The sequence below is a fragment of the Streptomyces venetus genome, assembly GCF_039540295.1.
In the GTDB taxonomy this organism is placed as follows: Bacteria; Actinomycetota; Actinomycetes; order Streptomycetales; family Streptomycetaceae; genus Streptomyces; species Streptomyces venetus.
The window spans coordinates 224,174-243,777 of record NZ_BAABET010000012.1; the positions used below are offsets into that span (position 1 = coordinate 224,174).

At 70.5% G+C, this 19,604-nt stretch carries 16 protein-coding genes; 9 read left to right on the top strand and 7 right to left on the bottom strand.

Annotation, left to right across the window (positions count from 1 at the left end):
• Positions 1-77: 77 nt before the first annotated feature.
• The 6 genes from ABEA82_RS33245 (at position 78) to ABEA82_RS33270 (ending at position 8,537) form a co-directional block, all read left to right on the top strand.
• Entirely contained in the window at positions 78-950 is an 873-nt protein-coding gene (locus ABEA82_RS33245; protein ID WP_345665447.1) for an MHYT domain-containing protein, read from the top strand.
• Between the two features lie 40 nt (positions 951-990).
• Positions 991-3,138, top strand: coding sequence for an excinuclease ABC subunit UvrB (gene uvrB, locus ABEA82_RS33250; RefSeq protein ID WP_345665448.1), 2,148 nt, complete (start codon positions 991-993; stop codon positions 3,136-3,138).
• Positions 3,139-3,277: 139 nt separating this feature from the next.
• Positions 3,278-3,856: a TerD family protein gene (locus tag ABEA82_RS33255; RefSeq protein ID WP_010039633.1), complete on the top strand. Its 579-nt coding sequence runs from the start codon at positions 3,278-3,280 to the stop codon at positions 3,854-3,856.
• A gap of 76 nt (positions 3,857-3,932) precedes the next feature.
• On the top strand, positions 3,933-5,948 hold the full coding sequence (locus ABEA82_RS33260) for a TerD family protein (protein WP_345665449.1): 2,016 nt from the start codon (positions 3,933-3,935) through the stop codon (positions 5,946-5,948).
• 224 nt (positions 5,949-6,172) lie between these two features.
• Positions 6,173-7,174 carry a TerC/Alx family metal homeostasis membrane protein gene (locus ABEA82_RS33265; RefSeq protein WP_345665450.1) on the top strand — a complete coding sequence of 334 codons (1,002 nt, stop codon included), beginning with the start codon at positions 6,173-6,175 and terminating at the stop codon, positions 7,172-7,174.
• A 262-nt stretch (positions 7,175-7,436) separates the two neighbouring features.
• Positions 7,437-8,537 (top strand): calcium:cation antiporter, encoded by a 1,101-nt coding sequence (locus ABEA82_RS33270; protein ID WP_345665451.1) that lies wholly within the window; start codon positions 7,437-7,439, stop codon positions 8,535-8,537.
• On the opposite strand, the gene ABEA82_RS33275 is transcribed toward ABEA82_RS33270, so the two are convergent.
• Entirely contained in the window at positions 8,527-9,801 is a 1,275-nt protein-coding gene (locus ABEA82_RS33275) for an MFS transporter (protein WP_345665452.1), read from the bottom strand. The genes ABEA82_RS33270 and ABEA82_RS33275 overlap by 11 nt on opposite strands.
• A 227-nt stretch (positions 9,802-10,028) precedes the next feature.
• Here ABEA82_RS33275 and aroQ point away from each other — a divergent pair, with 227 nt between their 5' ends.
• Complete coding sequence (gene aroQ, locus ABEA82_RS33280) at positions 10,029-10,502, top strand: type II 3-dehydroquinate dehydratase (protein ID WP_345665453.1); 474 nt, start codon at positions 10,029-10,031, stop codon at positions 10,500-10,502.
• Positions 10,503-10,542: 40 nt separating this feature from the next.
• Here aroQ and ABEA82_RS33285 read toward each other — a convergent pair whose 3' ends face one another.
• The 5 genes from ABEA82_RS33285 to ABEA82_RS33305 all read right to left on the bottom strand — a co-directional run bounded on the left by ABEA82_RS33285 (position 10,543) and on the right by ABEA82_RS33305 (position 14,743).
• On the bottom strand, positions 10,543-11,295 hold the full coding sequence (locus ABEA82_RS33285) for an amino acid ABC transporter ATP-binding protein (RefSeq protein WP_345665454.1): 753 nt from the start codon (positions 11,293-11,295) through the stop codon (positions 10,543-10,545).
• Positions 11,292-12,194 carry an amino acid ABC transporter permease gene (locus ABEA82_RS33290; RefSeq protein ID WP_345665455.1) on the bottom strand — a complete coding sequence of 301 codons (903 nt, stop codon included), beginning with the start codon at positions 12,192-12,194 and terminating at the stop codon, positions 11,292-11,294. Before ABEA82_RS33290 ends, ABEA82_RS33285 begins: the two co-directional genes overlap by 4 nt.
• Positions 12,191-13,063, bottom strand: coding sequence for an ABC transporter substrate-binding protein (locus ABEA82_RS33295; RefSeq protein WP_345665456.1), 873 nt, complete (start codon positions 13,061-13,063; stop codon positions 12,191-12,193). Before ABEA82_RS33295 ends, ABEA82_RS33290 begins: the two co-directional genes overlap by 4 nt.
• 323 nt (positions 13,064-13,386) lie before the next feature.
• Positions 13,387-14,043 carry an MBL fold metallo-hydrolase gene (locus tag ABEA82_RS33300; protein WP_345665457.1) on the bottom strand — a complete coding sequence of 219 codons (657 nt, stop codon included), beginning with the start codon at positions 14,041-14,043 and terminating at the stop codon, positions 13,387-13,389.
• Between the two features lie 10 nt (positions 14,044-14,053).
• Positions 14,054-14,743, bottom strand: a complete 690-nt coding sequence (locus tag ABEA82_RS33305) for a maleylpyruvate isomerase family mycothiol-dependent enzyme (RefSeq protein WP_345665458.1) — start codon at positions 14,741-14,743, stop codon at positions 14,054-14,056.
• 222 nt (positions 14,744-14,965) lie between these two features.
• Between ABEA82_RS33305 and uvrA the strand changes: the two genes are divergently transcribed.
• Entirely contained in the window at positions 14,966-17,977 is a 3,012-nt protein-coding gene (gene uvrA / locus ABEA82_RS33310) for an excinuclease ABC subunit UvrA (protein ID WP_345665459.1), read from the top strand.
• A 68-nt stretch (positions 17,978-18,045) separates the two neighbouring features.
• Here uvrA and ABEA82_RS33315 read toward each other — a convergent pair whose 3' ends face one another.
• Entirely contained in the window at positions 18,046-18,609 is a 564-nt protein-coding gene (locus ABEA82_RS33315) for a YceI family protein (protein ID WP_345665460.1), read from the bottom strand.
• Positions 18,610-18,710: 101 nt separating this feature from the next.
• Here ABEA82_RS33315 and ABEA82_RS33320 point away from each other — a divergent pair, with 101 nt between their 5' ends.
• Positions 18,711-19,574 (top strand): helix-turn-helix domain-containing protein, encoded by an 864-nt coding sequence (locus tag ABEA82_RS33320; RefSeq protein WP_345665461.1) that lies wholly within the window; start codon positions 18,711-18,713, stop codon positions 19,572-19,574.
• Positions 19,575-19,604 lie beyond the last annotated feature (30 nt).

Sequence of the window (19,604 nt, forward strand, 5' to 3'; positions counted from 1 at the left end):
CCTGACCGCTGTGCGGTCCTGGGAGGGGGCGCACATCAGGAATTCCGGGACGCAAAGGGCGGGAAGGGCAGCCGCGCATGCAGGGCACGGTCGACGGATTCAGCTACGGCCTGGTCACACCCCTGGTGGCCTACCTCATGGCCTGCCTGGGCGGCGCCCTGGGCCTGCGCTGCACCACCAGATCCATGCTCGTCGCCCAGTCCTGGCGCCCCGGCTGGCTCGCCCTGGGCTCGGCCGCCATCGGCTCCGGCATATGGACCATGCACTTCGTCGCGATGATGGGGTTCACGGTCAGCGGGACCCCGATCCACTACGACAAGGCGATGACCTTCGCGAGCCTGGCCGTCGCGATCGTGATGGTGGGCATCGGGATCTTCATCGTCGGCTACAGGGGAGCCCGGGGAACGGCCTTGTTCACCGGGGGCACCATCACCGGCCTGGGCATCGCGTCGATGCACTACCTGGGCATGGCCAGCATGCGCCTGGACGGGAAGCTCGAGTACAACACGTTCACCGTCGGCATCTCCGTCGCCATCGCCATGGGCGCCGCCACCGCCGCCCTGTGGGCGGCCGGCCAGGTCAGGGGATTCCTGTGGAGCGTCGGGGCCAGCCTCGTCATGGGGCTCGCCGTCACCGGCATGCACTACACCGGCATGGCGGCCCTCGACGTCCACGTGCACGGCACGGACGCGCCTCCCACGGGAGAGTCGCCCGCCTCCCTGCTCGCGCCCATGCTGATCGGCCCGCTCGCCTTCCTCCTCCTCGCGGGCGTCGTGGTGATGTTCGACCCGCTGATGGTCATGGGCAAGCCCACCGTCGCCCCCGTGGAGCACAAGCCCGGCATCCCCGCCCACGCCCACGGCGCCGCCCACCACAGCCCGCGCCGCCTGCGGTTCCGCCCCAGCCGCCCCGTGGCGCACCGAGTCACCCGCACGCCGCAGAACCGCTGATCGGAGCCCGTTGTCAGTGCGGGGTCGTACGGTGGATTCCATGCGGCCCGTTTCTCACATCGAACGCACGGTGGCGCCCATCGAGGTCGTCAGCCCCTACCAGCCGAACGGCGACCAGCCGGCGGCCATCGCCGAGCTCGCCCGGCGCATCCAGGCGGGCGAGAAGGACGTCGTCCTCCTCGGCGCGACCGGTACCGGCAAGTCCGCCACCACCGCCTGGATGATCGAGAAGCTCCAGCGCCCCACGCTCGTGATGGCGCCGAACAAGACGCTGGCCGCCCAGCTGGCGAACGAGTTCCGCGAGCTGCTCCCGAACAACGCCGTCGAGTACTTCGTCTCGTACTACGACTACTACCAGCCCGAGGCCTACGTCCCGCAGTCGGACACCTACATCGAGAAGGACTCCTCGATCAACGAGGAGGTCGAGCGCCTGCGCCACTCCGCGACCAACTCGCTGCTCACCCGCCGTGACGTCGTCGTCGTCGCCTCGGTCTCCTGCATCTACGGCCTCGGCACCCCGCAGGAGTACGTGGACCGCATGGTCCCCCTCAAGGTCGGCGAGGAGATCGACCGCGACGAGCTGCTCCGTCGCTTCGTGGACATCCAGTACACGCGCAACGACATGGCGTTCACCCGTGGCACCTTCCGCGTCCGCGGCGACACCATCGAGATCTTCCCGGTCTACGAGGAGCTGGCCGTCCGCATCGAGATGTTCGGCGACGAGATCGAGGCGCTGTCCACCCTGCACCCGATCACCGGGGAGATCATCAGCGACGACGAGCAGCTGTACGTCTTCCCGGCCTCCCACTACGTCGCCGGCCCCGAGCGCATGGAGCGGGCCGTCAACGACATCGAGAAGGAGCTCGGCGAGCGCCTCTCGGAGCTGGAGAAGCAGGGCAAGCTCCTGGAGGCCCAGCGCCTCAGGATGCGCACCACGTACGACATCGAGATGCTCCGCCAGATCGGCACCTGCTCCGGCGTGGAGAACTACTCGATGCACTTCGACGGCCGCCTGCCCGGCTCCCCGCCCAACACCCTGCTGGACTACTTCCCGGACGACTTCCTGCTCGTCATCGACGAGTCCCACGTCACCGTCCCGCAGATCGGCGCCATGTACGAGGGCGACGCCTCCCGCAAGCGCACCCTCGTCGACCACGGCTTCCGGCTGCCCTCGGCCCTGGACAACCGCCCCCTGAAGTGGGAGGAGTTCCAGGAGCGCATCGGCCAGACGGTCTACCTGTCGGCGACCCCGGGGAACTACGAGATGTCCCGCTCGGACGCTGTCGTCGAGCAGATCATCCGCCCCACCGGCCTCGTCGACCCGGAAGTCGTCGTCAAGCCCACCGAGGGCCAGATCGACGACCTGGTGCACGAGATCCGGCAGCGCACCGAGAAGGACGAGCGCGTCCTGGTCACCACACTCACCAAGAAGATGGCCGAGGACCTCACGGACTACTTCCTGGAGCTCGGTATCCAGGTGCGCTACCTGCACAGCGACGTCGACACCCTGCGCCGTGTGGAACTCCTCCGTGAGCTGCGCTCCGGTGAGTACGACGTGCTGGTCGGCATCAACCTCCTGCGGGAGGGCCTCGACCTGCCCGAGGTGTCCCTCGTGGCGATCCTGGACGCCGACAAGGAGGGCTTCCTGCGCTCCGGCACCTCCCTGATCCAGACCATCGGCCGTGCCGCGCGCAACGTCTCCGGCCAGGTGCACATGTACGCCGACAAGATCACCCCGGCGATGGAGAAGGCCATCGAGGAGACCAACCGGCGCCGGGAGAAGCAGATCGCGTACAACACCGAGCAGGGCATCGACCCCCAGCCCCTCCGCAAGAAGATCAACGACATCGTCGCCCAGATCGCTCGCGAAGACGTCGACACCGAGCAGCTGCTCGGCACGGGGTACCGCAAGGGCCGGAAGGACGGCGGGGGCACCAAGGCGCCCGTGCCGTCCCTCGGTGGCAAGGCGTCCGAGGCGGCCAAGTCCGCCAAGGGCAAGGGCAGGTCCAAGGAGACGGTGCCGACCGACCGTCCCGCGGCCGAACTCGCCGAGCAGATCGAGGAGCTCACCGCGCGCATGCGGGCCGCCGCCGCGGAGCTCCAGTTCGAGATCGCGGCTCGGCTGCGCGACGAGGTGTCCGAGATGAAGAAGGAACTGCGCCAGATGAAGGAGGCCGGACTGGCCTGACAGCGCACCCCGTACGCGCAGTGTTGCAAGACCGACACAAAGTACGGACGGGGGTACGGCACTGTCAGCCCCGCTGCGTAGGGTTCTGATCAACCGCGACTTCGCGGCAACAGGGGACGTTCGAGAGGGGAATCAGCGCGTGACCGTCAACATGACCAAGGGTCAGGCCATCAGTCTGCAGAAGAACGACGGGGGCAGCCTGACCGCGGTGCGCATGGGTCTCGGCTGGCAGGCGGCTCCCCGGCGCGGCCTGTTCGGCTCGCGTACGCGAGAGATCGACCTCGACGCGTCCGCCGTCCTGTTCGCGGACAAGCAGCCGGTCGACGTCGTCTTCTTCCGCCACCTGGTGAGTGACGACGGATCGGTGCGCCACACCGGCGACAACCTCGTCGGCGGTGTCGGCCAGGGCGGCGACGACGAGGCGATCCTCGTCGACCTCTCGCGCGTCCCGGTCCACATCGACCAGATCGTCTTCACCGTGAACTCCTTCACGGGCCAGACGTTCCAGGAGGTGCAGAACGCGTTCTGCCGCCTGGTCGACGAGACCAACGGCCAGGAGCTCGCGCGCTACACGCTGGCCGGTGGCGGCCAGTACACGGCCCAGATCATGGCCAAGGTGCACCGCTCGGGTCCGGGCTGGACGATGACGGCCCTGGGCAACCCGGCCAACGGCCGTACCTTCCAGGACCTGATGCCGGCGATCCTGCCCGTCCTCTGAGGGCACCGGGCCCAGCGGCCCGGCAGGCCGGCCGGCGGCACACGACACCAGACAACGACACAGGGGGACGAAGGCGATGACGGCCGAGCTGGTGCGGGGGCAGAACCACCCGCTCTCCCAGGCCCGTCTCGAGATCCGGGTCTCGGCCGGCACGCCGATCGTGGCCGCGGCCGCGCTCAGTGACGAGAGCGGCCGCATCCGCGGAGTGGAGTGGGTGGCCCACCCGGGCGCCCCCACCCAGCCGGGGCTCGAGGTCTCCCGGCAGGCCGCCGCCGACCACCGCCTCGCGGTGGACCTGGGTGCCGTGCCGGAGGCCGTCCACCGTGTCGGTGTGCTGCTCGCCCTGCCTTCGGGCGGGCCGGGTCCGGTCCGTTTCGGCGCCGTGGCCGCGCCGTTCGTCGCCGTCACCGGCCTCGACGGCGGCGAGATCGCCAGCTACACCATCACCGGCCTGGACACCGAGTCCGCGGTCGTCGCCCTGGAGCTGTACCGCCGCCAGGGCGCCTGGAAGGTGCGGGCGATCGGCCAGGGGTACGCGGGCGGTCTCGCCGAACTCCTCACCGACCAGGGCCTGCCGCAGGCCCGGCAGCTCGCCGACAGCATCGACGACGCGGTGGCCCAGGGCCTGGCCCGCTCGGTGCAGGCGCCCCCGCCCCGTACGGCGGACGGCGACCGCTCACGGCAGGCGGCGGCTCCGGCTCTCGGCCCGGACCAGGGCGGCACCGCCCCCCAGGGGGTACCCCCGATGTCGCCGTACGTCGGGCAGGCCCCGGGCGCACCGGGGCAGCCCGCACCGCAGCCGCCGGCGTATCCGCCCGGCGCGCCGGACCCCTCCGCCGTCACCCAGCCCGACGCGCCCACGGCGAGCGGCGGCCCGATCGACTACAGCCACCCGCGCCGCCGCAACGCCGCCCCGCCCCCGCCTGCGCCCACCGCACCCCCGGCCGCACCCGGGCAGCCCGCACAGCCCGTCGCGGGCGACGCGACCGGCTGGTCCATGGACGAGCGGCTCTACAACCAGGTGTGGGGCATGTTCGAGGACCTCGCCCGCACCATGGCCGCCTACCGCAGCGCCGTGGACTTCGCCGAGTCGCGCATGGACAAGGAGCTGGAGCAGCTCCTGTCCGACCCGCGCAGCCGGATCGGCGGCCAGGGAGACGCCGCCCGTGAGGCAGTCCGGGCCCGGCACGCCCAGCTCGTCGCCCAGGCCAGGGAGGTCCTCGACCGGGACCTCGCCCAGCTCACGGCCGAGGCCGAGGTCGTCGAACCGGCCCTGCCGCCGGCGTACGCCCGCTGGGACAACCCCGTGTGGCACGCCTACCGCGTACCGATGGAGATCCCCATGGCCGTGCGCCTGGGTGACCTCCACCTCCCCGAGGCGGACCGGATCCGCATCCCGATGCTGGTCCGGCTGCCGCTGGAGCGCGGTCTGTGGATCGACAGCGGCCGGACCGCGTCGTCCGACGGTTCGCTCACCGACGCGCACGCCATGCGGCGTCTGGCCATGGAGACGGCGGTCGCGCACGCGGCCCGGCTCCTCGCCGTGTACCCGGCGGGTGAGTTCACCGTCCACGTCATCGACCCGGCCGGTTCGGGAGCGCAGCCGCTGGTTCCCCTCGTCCAGACCGGTGTTCTCGCGTCCCCGCCCGCGCTCGGCGCCGCAGGGGTGGCCGATGTGCTGGCCCGGCTCACCCAGCGGGTCGACCTGGTGCAGATGGCGGTGCGGGGCGGCGCCGCCGACTCCCTCCCGCCGGGCTTCGACACCTCGCAGCAACTGCTGATCGTCAACGACTTCCCGCACGGCTTCGACGACCGGGCCGTGAACCAGCTGCGCTACCTCGCCGACGAGGGCCCCGCCTTCGGCGTCCACCTGATGATGGTGGCCGACCGGGAGGAGTCCTCAGCCTACGGGCCGTTGCTCGACCCGCTGTGGCGTTCGCTGCTGCGACTGACCCCGGTGGCCGACGACCACCTCGCCGACCCTTGGGTCGGTCACGCCTGGACGTACGAGCCCTCGCTCGTGCCGCCGGGCAGCCAGGTCCTCCAGCAGGTGCTCACCCAGGTCGCGGCGGCCCGCACCAAGTACACGTAAAGCGCTATGACCAGGGATTTTGGCCTTTCTTTTGCCAAGCACTTTACCTGTTCTTGGTGATTGCGGTACTGTTGTCGGCACGGAGGGGAGTACTCCCTGTCTGCTGCGGCGTACCCGTCAATACGGATCAGGCCAGATCCCGGGGCGTCGGCCCATCCTTGGGTGGAAGAGACCTCCGGCAGCGACGACGCTGACATTTGCCGTTAACGACTGCCGGAGGCGCAGTGGATGTTTCCGTGACCCTATGGGTCCTGACGATCGTGGGCCTCGCCGCCCTGATCGCGGTCGATTTCTTCATCGGCCGCAAGCCGCACGACGTGTCGATCAAGGAAGCCGGGATCTGGACGATCGTCTGGATCGTCCTGGCCGCGCTCTTCGGACTCGGCCTGCTCTTCTTCGCCGGTGGCCAGCCCGCCGGTGAGTTCTTCGCGGGCTTCATCACCGAGAAGTCACTCAGCGTCGACAACCTCTTCGTCTTCGTCCTGATCATGGCGAAGTTCGCGGTGCCGTCGCAGTACCAGCAGCGGGTGCTGCTGATCGGTGTCCTCATCGCCCTGGTCCTGCGGGCCATCTTCATCGCCGCCGGCGCCGCGATCCTCGCCAGCTTCGCGTGGGTGTTCTACATCTTCGGCGCCTTCCTCATCTGGACCGCCTGGAAGCTCATCCAGGAGGCCCGCGCGGACGAGGACGACGAGGAGTGGGAGGAGAACAAGCTCCTCAAGGCCGCCGAGCGCCGCTTCGGTGTGGCCGACCGCTACCACGGCACCAAGCTGTGGATCCAGGAGAACGGCAAGCGGGTCATGACCCCGATGCTGGTCGTGATGCTCGCGATCGGCACCACCGACGTCCTGTTCGCCCTCGACTCCATCCCCGCGATCTTCGGCCTGACGCAGGACCCGTACATCGTCTTCACCGCCAACGCGTTCGCGCTGATGGGTCTGCGCCAGCTGTACTTCCTCATCGGCGGCCTGCTGAAGAAGCTGGTCCACCTCAGCTACGGCCTGTCGATCATCCTGGGCTTCATCGGCGTGAAGCTGGTGCTCCACGCGCTGCACGAGTCCGGGGTGCACGTCCCCGAGATCAGTATCCCGGTCTCGCTCGGCGTGATCTGCGCCGTCCTGATCGTCACCACGATCACCAGCCTGCGGGCCTCCAAGAAGCAGGCGGCGGCCGAGGCGGCTCAGGAGCAGAGCGGAAGCGCTCCGAAGGACAACATCGACGTCTGACCATGTCGGACGTAGGAACAACCCTCACCGGGACCGGTGCGCGGCGCATGCCGCCCACCGGTCCCGGTGCTTGCTGTGCGCACCAGCGAGGATCCCGAGACCGGCAGGACGGCGGAGCAACCGGGCGTGCTCTGCGTCGGCGGACGGGTGTACACCAACTGCGACCTCGTGGACGCGCGCGAACTCACGTAGCCCCGCAGTCCGCTCGACGGCCCCGGCCGAAGGGGGTGCGGGCCCGTCGAGCGTCTGCGACGATCACCTCATGACCGCTCGGCGCAGGCCGCTCACGGCGCAGTGGACGACCCTGGTGCCGTTGCTCGCGGTCGTGCTGCTGGTCCTCACCTGGGGGCGCGACCTGCCCGGCGTGATCGTCGCGCTGGTGACCCTCGTCCTCGCGGGAGCCGTCCTGGCCGCCGTGCACCATGCCGAGGTGGTGGCGCACCGGGTCGGCGAACCCTTCGGCTCCCTCGTGCTCGCCATCGCGGTCACGATCATCGAGGTCGCCCTCATCGTCACCCTGATGGCCGACGGTGGCGACAAGACCTCGACGCTCGCCCGCGACACGGTCTTCGCGGCCGTGATGATCACCTGCAACGGCATCGTCGGCCTCTGCCTCATGGTCGCCTCCCTGCGACACGGCACGGCCGTCTTCAATCCCGAGGGCACCGGCGCCGCGCTCGCGACCGTCGCGACCCTGGCGACGCTCAGCCTGGTCCTGCCGACGTTCACCACGAGCAAGCCCGGCCCGGAGTTCTCCACCGTCCAGCTGACCTTCGCCGCGCTCTCCTCCCTGGTTCTGTACGGCCTCTTCGTCGCGACGCAGACCGTGCGGCACCGGGACTACTTCCTGCCGATCACCCGGCACGGCGAAGTGATCACCTCCGAGGAACACGCCGAGGCACCGACCGCCCGCACCGCGCTGATCAGTCTCGGCCTGCTGGGCCTGGCGCTGATCGGCGTGGTGGGACTGGCCAAGGGGGTGTCGCCCACCATCGAGTCCGGGGTGGAGGCCGCCGGTCTGCACCAGGCCGTCGTCGGTGTGATCATCGCGTTGCTGGTGCTGCTTCCGGAGACCATCGCCGCGCTGCGCTCCGCCCGTCGCGACCGGGTGCAGACCAGCCTGAACCTCGCCCTCGGCTCGGCCATGGCCAGCATCGGACTGACCATTCCCGCGGTCGCGCTCGCGTCCGTGTGGCTCTCCGGCCCGCTGGTGCTCGGCCTCGGCGCCACGCACATGGTGCTGCTCGCCCTGACCGTGGTGGTGGCCTCGCTGACCGTCGTGCCGGGCCGGGCCACGCCCCTCCAGGGCGGGGTCCATCTGGTGCTGTTCGCGGCGTATCTGGAGCTGGCCGTCAACCCGTAGCCGCCTCCGCCCCCGCCGCCGCCGGAACCGGGCGGGTCTCCGGCAGCAGCGCGAAGCACCCCAGGCTGAGCAGCGCGATCGCCGTCAGATAGGCGGCCACGCCCCAGGGGACCCGCCCGCCCTGCTCGGCCAGCGCCGTCGCCACGATCGGGGTGAGCGCGCCTCCGATCACCCCGCCGAGGTTGTAGCCGACGGCGGCGCCCGTGCAGCGCACCCGCGGCGCGTACAGCTCGGGCAGATACGCCGCGATCACGGCGAACATCGTGATGAAGGAGAGCATCGCCCCGAGGAAGCCGAGGAACATCGGCAGCGGATCGCCGGTGGCGAGGAGCGCGACCATCGGGAACATCCACAGGGCGGCGGCCGCGCACCCGGCGAGGCACAGCGGGCGCCGGCCGTAGCGATCCCCGAGCACCGCCGCCAGCGGCGTGAGCGCGCCCTTCACCACCACCGCGGCCATGATGCAGGTCAGCATGACGCTGCGGCTCACGCCGAGCTTTTCCGTGCCGTAGGCGAGCGACCAGGTCGTCACGGCGTAGAAGATCGCGTAGCCGATCGCGAGGGCCCCGCCGGTCAGCAGGAGCAGGCGCCAGTGGTCCCGCAGGACCTCGGCGAGCGGCACGCGCGCGTGGTCGTCGATCTCGAGGAAGCGAGGGCTCTCGGCGAGCGAGGAGCGCAGCCACAGCCCGACGAGGGCCAGCACCCCCGCCGCCCAGAACGGCACGCGCCACCCCCACGCCGCGAACTGCGCCTCGGACAGCGTCGACGACAGCCCCAGCACCACACCGTTGGCGAGCAGGAAACCCAGCGCCGGCCCGACCTGAGGGAAGCTCGACCACAGCCCGCGCCGGCCGGCGGGCGCGTGTTCCACCGTCAGCAGCACCGCCCCGCCCCACTCCCCGCCGAGCCCGAGCCCCTGGAGGAAGCGCAGGACCAGGAGCAGCAGGGGAGCGGCCACACCGATCGTCCCGTACGTCGGCACACAGCCCACCGCGACCGTGGAGGCGCCGGTGAGCAGCAGGGAGGCCACCAGGACCGGCCGCCGCCCCCGCCGGTCCCCGATGTGCCCGAACAGCACCGACCCCAGCGGCCGTGCCACGAAGCCCACGCCGAAGGTGGCGAAGGCGGCCAGCGTCCCCGCCACCGGCGAGAAGGTCGGGAAGAACAGCGGCCCCAGGATCAGGGCCGCCGCCGTCCCGTAGACGAAGAAGTCGTAGAACTCGATGGCCGTGCCGGCGAGCGAGGCGGCCGCGAGGCGCGGCATGGAGGGTGCCCTCACGGTGCGTACGTCGTGCATACCGCGTCAACTACCCACGGTGACGGCGGGTTACGGGGGCGCGTGGAGGGCTTGGGGGGTCCTCAGTACGTGACCGTGATGCGCCGGGCCGGGCCGTCCACCCGCACGGTGCCCCCGTCGGGATCACCGTGATAGACCGGCTGTGAGCAGCGGTCCGCCACGGGCCGCGCGACCCCGAACGGACCGGAGGAACCGTGCCCCGCACCCTGGCCAACGCCCCGATCATGATCCTCAACGGCCCCAACCTGAATCTGCTCGGCCAGCGCCAGCCGGAGATCTACGGCTCCGACACCCTCGCCGACGTCGAGGCCTTGTGCGCCAAGGCGGCGGCCGCGCACGGCGGTACGGTCGACTTCCGCCAGTCCAACCACGAGGGCGAACTGGTCGACTGGATCCACGAGGCGCGGCTGAACCACTGCGGGATCGTCATCAACCCCGGCGCCTACTCGCACACCTCCGTCGCCATCCTGGATGCGCTCAACACCTGCGACGGCATGCCGGTGTTGGAGGTCCACATCTCCAACATCCACAAGCGTGAGTCGTTCCGGCACCACTCCTACGTGTCGCTGCGCGCCGACGGGGTCATCGCGGGCTGCGGGGTGCAGGGGTACGTGTTCGGCGTGGAGCGTGTCGCCGCGCTGGCGGGCGTGGGCAAGGCCGACACATGAGCCGCTGCCGGTAAGCCCCGCTCGCCCTGGCGGTCACCCCTTACAGCCGCCCCGCCTCCACGACCCGCCGCAGGAAGCGCCGAGTGCGCTCCCGGCGCGGCTCCCCGAAGACCTGCTCGGCCGTGCCGCGTTCATGCACCACACCGCCCTCCAGGAAGCAGACCTGGTCGGCGACCTCCCGCGCGAAGCCCATCTCGTGCGTGGCCAGCACCATGGTCATCCCCTCGTCCTTCAGCCCGCGGACGACGGTGAGGACCTCGCCCACCAACTCGGGGTCGAGGGCGGCGGTGATCTCGTCGAGCAGCAGCAGCCGGGGCCGGACGGCCAGGGCGCGGACGATCGCCGCCCGCTGCTGCTGGCCGCCGCTCAGCCGGTCCGGGTACTCTCCCGCCTTCCCACCGAGCCCGAGCCGCTCCAGCAGCTCACGCGCGCGTGCCTCGGCCTCGGCACGGGGCACGCCGTGCACCCGGCGCGGAGCGAGTGTGATGTTCTCCAGGACCGTCATGTGAGGGAACAGGTTGTACGCCTGGAACACCACGCCGATCCGGCGGCGCACGGTGTCCTGGTCGACGCGGGGGTCGGTGATCTCCTCGTCGTCCAGCCAGATCGCCCCGTCGTCGATCTCCTCCAGCAGGTTCGCGCATCGCAGCAGCGTGGACTTGCCGGAGCCGGAGGCGCCGATCAGCGCGGTGACCGTGTGCGGCGCGACCTCCAGGTCGACGTCCCGCAACACGACCGAGCCACCGAAGGTCTTGCGGACGGACTCCATCCGCAGCACGGGCGTCTCGCTCATGTGGCTCCTCCCTGAGCACGACGGCGGTCCATCCGTGCGGTCACCCAGTCCGTGAAACGGGTCATCGGGATGGTCAGCGCGACGAACACCAGACCGGCGACGATGTACGGCGTGTAGTTGAGGCTGCGGCCGACGATGATGTCGGCGGCCCGTACGGCGTCCACCGCCCCGCCGATCGACACCAGCCCGGTGTCCTTCTGCAACGACACCAGGTCGTTCAGCAGCGGCGGCACCTGGCGGCGCACGGCCTGAGGCAGCACCACGTACCGCAGGGCCTGCCGGTTGCTCAGCCCGAGCGAGCGGGCCGCGGCGCGCTGCGAGGGATGCACGGACTCGATCCCGGCCCGGAACACCTCGGCGACGTACGCCGAGTACGTGAGGGTGAGCGCCGTGCCGCCGAGGAGCACCGGGTCGACGGTCACCCCCTGGAGCCGCAGCGCCGGGACACCGAGGACCACGATCATCAGGTTGATGATCAGCGGGAGTCCCCGGAAGAAGTCGGTGTACGCGGCGGCCAGGGCCCGCAGCGGGAAGAACACCGGCCCGCGCAGGGTACGCGCGACGGCGATCAGCATGCCGAGGACGAGCACCGCGGCCCCGCAGACGAGCAGCAGCCGGACGTTCAGCCACAGCCCTTCGAGGACCTTCGGGAAGGCCTCGCGCGCGTACCCCCAGTCGAAGAAGGTCTCCCTGGTGCGCGGCCAGCCCGGGGCGTTGACCACGACCAGGTAGAGGACGGCTCCGGTGACGAGGGTCGAGAGGGCGGCGACCGCCGTGGCGCGGCGAGCCCGGGCGCGCTTGTACCGCTCGCGCTCGATCCGCCGCTGCGACGGGGCGTACGCGTCGCGCACGCCTTCCTTGCCGGAGTCCGCCCCGGGCTCCTCTTCGGTGACCGTCACTTGAGGACCGGAGCGTCGACGGCGTCCGACAGCCACTGCTTCTCGATCTTCGCGAGCGTGCCGTCCTTCCGGAGCGCGTCCACGGCGCCCGTCACGCACGAGGTGAGGGCGCTGCCCTTGTCGAGCACCAGACCGAACTGCTCCGGTGTGCCGCCCTGGTTCTCGAACTGGCCGACGATCGTCGCGTTCGTGACCTCGGCGCCGGTGATGTAGAAGGCGGTCGGCAGGTCGACCACGATGGCGTCGACCTGGCGGTTCTTCAGCGCGGACTTGGCCTGGTCGTTCTTGGCGAAGGCGGCGGCCTCCTGGGCCGGTTTCACCACGTCCTCGATGTAGTCGAGGCTGGTGGTGCCGACCTGGGCGCCCAGCTTGAGGCCCTTGAGACCGGCGATGCTCGTGGCCTTCGAGGCCTTGGTGCCCTTGAGCGCGACGACGGCCTGGCGCACGTCGTAGTAGCCGGACGAGAAGTCCACCGCCTTCTTCCGCTCGGCGCTGACGGACACCTGGTTGATGTCGAAGTCGAAGGTCTTCTCGCCGGGCGCGAAGGCCTTGTTGAACGGGACGGTCTGCCAGACGACCTTGTCCTTGCCGTAGCCGAGCTGCCGGGCGACGGCGTACGCGACCGCCGACTCGAACCCCTTGCCGTTCGCGGGGTCGTCGTCCTTGAACCAGGGTTCGTAGGCGGGTTCGTCGGTGGCGATGGTCAGCCTGCCCGAGGCGTGGGTGGCCAACTCGCCCTTCTCGCACGTGTGTGCGCCGGACGCCGACGGCCGGTCCGAGGCCTCCGGCTGCGGCGCACAGCTCACGGCGGCGGCGAGGAGGACGACGGCCGGGGCAGCGCGGCGCAGGGCACGCGGGGCAGGATGCATGGCGGGAGATTGGCAGGTCACGGCCCCGTTTGTCGAGGTCACGGCAACAGATGTCCGGATGGTGGGAACGGGTGTTTCATTGATGTGAACACCCCCGGCGCACCGCCGTGTTCGGGAGGTGCCGGGGCCGCCGGCCGAGGGCGGGGATCGACAGGCCGGCGGCCCATCCGCCCAGGAGCCGTCATCCTGCGCGGGGCTCCTTCCAGTTGACCGCTCAACCGGGGGAGAGGGGAGCGCATGTGCGACCCCGGCGTGTGCGAACGATTCACACGGGGCGCGTTGCGCGGCTCACCGCTCGACGCGCACGCGCCCCGCGCAGTCCTTCACCACCCGCGTGCGTGCCATTCCGGAAGCTGCGGGCGCTCCGCGCCCAGCGAGGTGTCGTTGCCGTGCCCCGGGTAGACCCACGTCTCGTCCGGCAGCACGTCGAAGATCTTCGTCTCCACATCGTGGATGAGCCTGGCGAACGCCTTGGGATCCTTGTGGGTGTTGCCCACACCGCCCGGGAAGAGACAGTCCCCGGTGAACACATGGGGATGCCCGTGCGGGTCGTCGTAGACGAGAGCGATCGAGCCGGGTGTGTGCCCGACCAGATGGCGCGCGGTGAGTTCCACGCGCCCCACCCGGATGGTGTCCCCGTCGTCGACCGGCACATCGGTCCGTACGGGGATGCCCTCGGCGTCCTCGCGGCCCGCGTACGTGCGGGCACCGGTGGCCGCCACGACCTCGGCGAGCGCCTGCCAGTGGTCGCCGTGCCGGTGGGTCGTGACGACGGACGCGATGCCGTCGTCGCCGATCATGCCCAGCAGGGTGTGCGCCTCGTTCGCGGCGTCGATCAGCAACTGCTCGTCCGTCGCCCGGCAGCGCAGCAGATAGGCGTTGTTGTTCATCGGACCCACCGCGATCTTGGTGATCATCAGGTCCTTGAGCTCGTGCACGTCGGCAGGTCCGCCGACCGTCACCTCGCCGCTGTACGTCATGTCCGCCAGCCTATAGCGGGGGCAGCGCCGGAAGCGGGCCGCCGTCCACCGTCAGCGCGGACCCGTCGCGACGTCCGGCCAGCCAGCCGAGCAGCTCCGCCGGCGAGCCGGTGACGATCACCTCGGTCCCGTCCCCCGCCTCCCGTCCGGTGCTCCACGCGCGCGTGCCGTCCGTGACGCGGGTGTGCGGCACGTCGGGGTGCCCGGCGAACCGGTCGGCCAGGAAGCCGATCTCCCGCTCGGTGAAGTCCTTCGGCAGATCCTCCAGCTCGTACCCGATCCCCAGGTCCACGTGGTGCAGCTCCACCTCCACCCACCGCCGGAACGGCACCCGGGACGCGGAGTCCGTGACGCCGTTGCGCAGCTCCACCGTCCGCGACCAGTCCGCCGGAGCGGCCCCGATCTCCTGGAAGCGGGCCGCGCTCTCGCGCAGGTCGGTGAGCTGGGTGTCGAGGGGGCGCGGGGCGTCCCGCTCGATGTCGCTGTCCCGGGCCTCGGCGGAGACGTACATGGGACGGCCGGCGAGGACGTTCACGAGGGCGTCGGCGTTGCGGGCGAGGTGGGCCAGGACATGGCCGCGGGTCCAGCCGGGCAGGCGTGACGGCTCCGTCACAGACGCGTTGTCCAGTTTGCCGACTGCGAGGAGCAGCCGCTCGGTCGCGTCACGTACAGACTCCAGGTCATGCGCGTGATCAATCATGGTGCTGACCCTAGCCCCGCCACACCTTCGGGTGAAGGTGGTGAACGAGTGCCGTAAATCGAATGCGCGTGCTATATGGTCGGACGTGGCGTCGGGCATGCTGGAGAGCCGGGGTTTGTTGGCAACCCGTGAATCCGACCGGCGTTGTCAGTGGCTCCCCCTAGTCTGAGAAAGACGGGGGCCCCGCCCCTGTCACTTCTCTCAAGAAAGGTGCGGACCGGCGTGGCCGACCGTCTCATCGTTCGTGGAGCGCGCGAGCACAACCTCAAGAACGTCTCGCTCGACCTCCCGCGCGACTCGCTCATCGTCTTCACGGGCCTGTCGGGGTCGGGCAAGTCCTCGCTGGCCTTCGACACCATCTTCGCCGAGGGGCAGCGGCGCTACGTGGAGTCGCTCTCCTCGTACGCCCGGCAGTTCCTCGGCCAGATGGACAAGCCGGACGTCGACTTCATCGAGGGCCTCTCCCCGGCCGTCTCCATCGACCAGAAGTCGACCTCGCGCAATCCGCGCTCCACGGTCGGCACCATCACCGAGGTCTACGACTACCTGCGCCTGCTCTTCGCGCGCATCGGCAAGCCGCACTGCCCCGAGTGCGGCCGCCCGATCTCGCGCCAGTCGCCCCAGGCCATCGTCGACAAGGTCCTGGAGCTGCCCGAGGGCAGCCGCTTCCAGGTGCTGTCGCCGCTGGTGCGCGAGCGCAAGGGCGAGTTCGTGGACCTCTTCGCCGACCTCCAGACCAAGGGCTACTCCCGCGCGCGCGTGGACGGCGAGACCATCCAGCTGTCGAACCCGCCGACGCTGAAGAAGCAGGAGAAGCACACCATCGAGGTGGTGGTCGACCGCCTCACGGTCAAGGAGGGCGCCAAGCGCCGCCTCACCGACTCCGTCGAGACCGCCCTCGGCCTGTCCGGCGGCATGGTCGTGCTCGACTTCGTCGACCTCCCCGAGGACGACCCCGAGCGCGAGCGCATGTACTCGGAGCACCTGTACTGCCCGTACGACGACCTCTCCTTCGAGGAGCTGGAGCCCCGCTCCTTCTCCTTCAACTCGCCCTTCGGCGCCTGCCCGGACTGCTCCGGCATCGGCACGCGCATGGAGGTCGACCCGGAGCTGATCGTCCCGGACGAGGACAAGAGCCTCGACGACGGCGCCATCCACCCCTGGTCGCACGGCCACACCAAGGACTACTTCGGCCGCCTCATCGGCGCCCTCGCCGACGCCCTGGGCTTCCGGACGGACATCCCCTTCGCGGGCCTGCCGCAGCGCGCCAAGAAGGCCCTGCTGAACGGCCACAAGACCCAGGTCGAGGTCCGCTACCGCAACCGGTACGGGCGCGAGCGCCGCTACACCACGGCCTTCGAGGGTGCCATCCCCTTCGTCAAGCGCCGGCACAGCGAGGCCGAGAGCGACGCCAGCCGCGAGCGCTTCGAGGGCTACATGCGCGAGGTGCCCTGCCCGACCTGTGAGGGCACGCGACTGAAGCCGATCGTCCTCGCGGTCACGATCATGGACAAGTCCATCGCGGAGGTCTCCGCGATGTCCATCAGCGACTGCGCGGACTTCCTGGGCGAGCTGAAGCTCACCGCCCGCGACAAGAAGATCGCCGAGCGCGTCCTGAAGGAGGTCAACGAGCGGCTGCGGTTCCTGGTCGACGTCGGCCTGGACTACCTCTCGCTGAACCGCGCGGCGGGCACCCTCTCCGGCGGCGAGGCCCAGCGCATCCGCCTGGCCACCCAGATCGGATCCGGCCTGGTCGGCGTCCTGTACGTCCTCGACGAGCCGTCCATCGGTCTGCACCAGCGCGACAACCACCGCCTGATCGAGACCCTGGTCCGGCTGCGCGACATGGGCAACACGCTCATCGTCGTCGAGCACGACGAGGACACCATCAAGACCGCCGACTGGATCGTCGACATCGGCCCCGGCGCCGGTGAGCACGGCGGCAAGGTCGTGCACAGCGGCTCCCTGAAGGAGCTGCTCGCCAACGCCGAGTCGCAGACCGGTCAGTACCTGTCCGGCAAGAAGGCCATCCCGCTGCCCGACATCCGGCGCCCGCTGGACCCGTCCCGGCAGCTCACGGTGCACGGTGCCCGGGAGAACAACCTCCAGGACATCGACGTCTCGTTCCCGCTGGGCGTCTTCACCGCCGTCACCGGTGTCTCCGGCTCCGGCAAGTCGACCCTGGTCAACGACATCCTGTACACGCACCTGGCCCGCGAGCTGAACGGCGCGAGGAGCGTGCCCGGACGGCACACGCGCGTGGACGGGGACGACCTCGTCGACAAGGTCGTGCACGTCGACCAGTCGCCCATCGGCCGCACCCCGCGCTCCAACCCGGCCACGTACACCGGCGTCTTCGACCACATCCGCAAGCTGTTCGCCGAGACCACCGAGGCGAAGGTCCGCGGCTACCTGCCCGGCCGCTTCTCCTTCAACGTCAAGGGCGGCCGCTGCGAGAACTGCTCGGGCGACGGCACCATCAAGATCGAGATGAACTTCCTCCCGGACGTCTACGTCCCGTGCGAGGTCTGCCACGGCGCCCGGTACAACCGGGAGACCCTGGAGGTCCACTACAAGGGCAAGTCCATCGCCGACGTCCTCAACATGCCGATCGAGGAGGCCACCGACTTCTTCGAGGCCGTTCCCTCGATCTCCCGCCACATGAAGACCCTGAAGGACGTCGGCCTCGGCTACGTCCGGCTCGGCCAGTCCGCGACCACCCTGTCCGGCGGCGAGGCCCAGCGCGTCAAGCTCGCCAGCGAACTCCAGCGCCGCTCCACCGGCCGCACGGTCTACGTCCTGGACGAGCCGACCACCGGTCTGCACTTCGAGGACATCAGCAAGCTGCTGACGGTCCTGTCCGGACTGGTCGACAAGGGCAACACGGTCATCGTCATCGAGCACAACCTCGACGTGATCAAGACCGCCGACTGGATCGTCGACATGGGCCCCGAGGGCGGTGCCGGCGGCGGTCTGGTCGTCGCCGAGGGCACACCCGAGCAGGTGGCGGGGGTCCCGGCCAGCCACACCGGCAAGTTCCTGCGCGAGGTCCTCGGCGCCGACCGGGTCAGCGACGCGTCCTCGGTGAAGGCCCCGCGCAAGAGGACGGCGAAGAAGACCGTCCCGGCACAGAAGACCGCCGGCACTACGGTCAACAGCACCGCCGGCAAGAAGGCGGCGGCCAAGACCACGAAGACGGCCGCGAAGAAGACGACGCGGGCGGCCAAGGGCTGAGAGCACCGGCGACGCGCCGGGTCCCCCAGGTGACCACCTGGGGGACCCGGCGCGTCGGCGTGTGTCCGTCAGCCGTTCTTAGGCTCCACGAACTGCATGTCGAGCTGGATCTTCACCACTTCGCCGAGCAGACCCGGGGCGAAGTCGAGCCCGAACTCGCTGCGGCGGATCTCGCCCGTCGCCTCGAACCCGGCGTGCCGGCTGCCGTCCATGGGCACCTCGACCAGCCCGCCGAACTCCACGGCGAGCGTCACCGGCCGGGTGACCTCGCCGATCGTGAGCTCGCCCTCCATCGTCCAGTCCTCACCCGCGCCCGACACCCGCGTCGAGCGGTACGTCATCGTCGGGCGCTTCGCCACGTCGAGCAGGTCGGGGGCGAGCACATGCGCGTCCCGGTCGGCGTTGCCGGTGTCGATCGAGGCCAGGTCGACGGTCGCGGAGATCCGCACGTCCTCGATCCGTTCCCCGACGAACAGTTCTGCCTCCAGCCGCTCGAAGCGCCCCCGCACCTTGGCGATGCCCAGGTGGCGGACGGTGAAGTTCACGGAGGAGTGGAACGGGTCGAGGGCCCACTCGCCCGGGGCCAGCGGCAGGGCGGTGGCGGAAGCGGCGGTGGCGGTGTCATTCGTCATGCCCTCCACCCTGAGGCCCGCGCGGCCCGTGAGGGAGACCGGCCGGAGCCTGGTAGTGGCAGGGCCACGATCCGTGTCCGCGCCCGATGTACGTTCGCCGGGTGAGCGACAACGAGTTGGGCACGTTCCTGCGCACCTGGCGTGAAGCCGTCAGCCCCGCCGAAGTGGGCCTGCCCACCGGAGCACGGCGCCGCACCCCGGGGCTGCGGCGCTCCGAACTGGCCACGCTCGCCGGCATCAGCGTCGAGTACCTCACCCGGCTGGAACAGGGCCGCGACCGCAACCCGTCCGCCCAGGTGCTCGGTGCCCTGGCCGACGCCCTGAACCTGTCCCTGACCGACCGGGTGCTGCTGCGCCGCCTGACCAAGGAAGCGGACGGCGGCGATCCGCTGATCTGCGCTGCGGCCCCGTCCCTCAGCCACACGGCGCGCCCCACCGTACGGGCCGTACTGGACCGCCTGGAGCCGGCCCCGGCCGTGGTGGTCAACTGGATCGGCGACGTCCTCGCGCACACGGCCGGCTACGAACGGCTGGTCGGTCCCGTCGGCCTGCTCGACGACGAGCGGCCCAACCTGCTCCGGTACCTGTTCACCGACGCACGGGCCCGAGACGCCTACCGCGACTGGGACCGGGTGGCCGACGACCTCGTCGCCCGGCTCCGGCACGGAGTCCCCCTGCGCGACCCCTACCTCGCCGAGCTGGCCGACGAGCTGACGGTGACAGCGGGGGCGGACTTCGCCGACCGCTTCGCCGACCTGGCCCTGACGCCGCGGCGGACGGGCACCCAGCATCTCGAACACCCGGAGGCCGGCTCGCTGAGGCTGCTCCACGAGACGCTCTCGCTGCCCGACGAGGGACAGACCGTCGTCGTCCACCTGCCGGCGGACGAGGCCACGGCCGCCGCCCTGGACCGCCTCGACGGCCGCCGCCCCGGCGCGCTGAGGGCGGTGGGCGAGACGGGCTGAGCGACGCGGGCCAGGGCGGACCATTGCCCG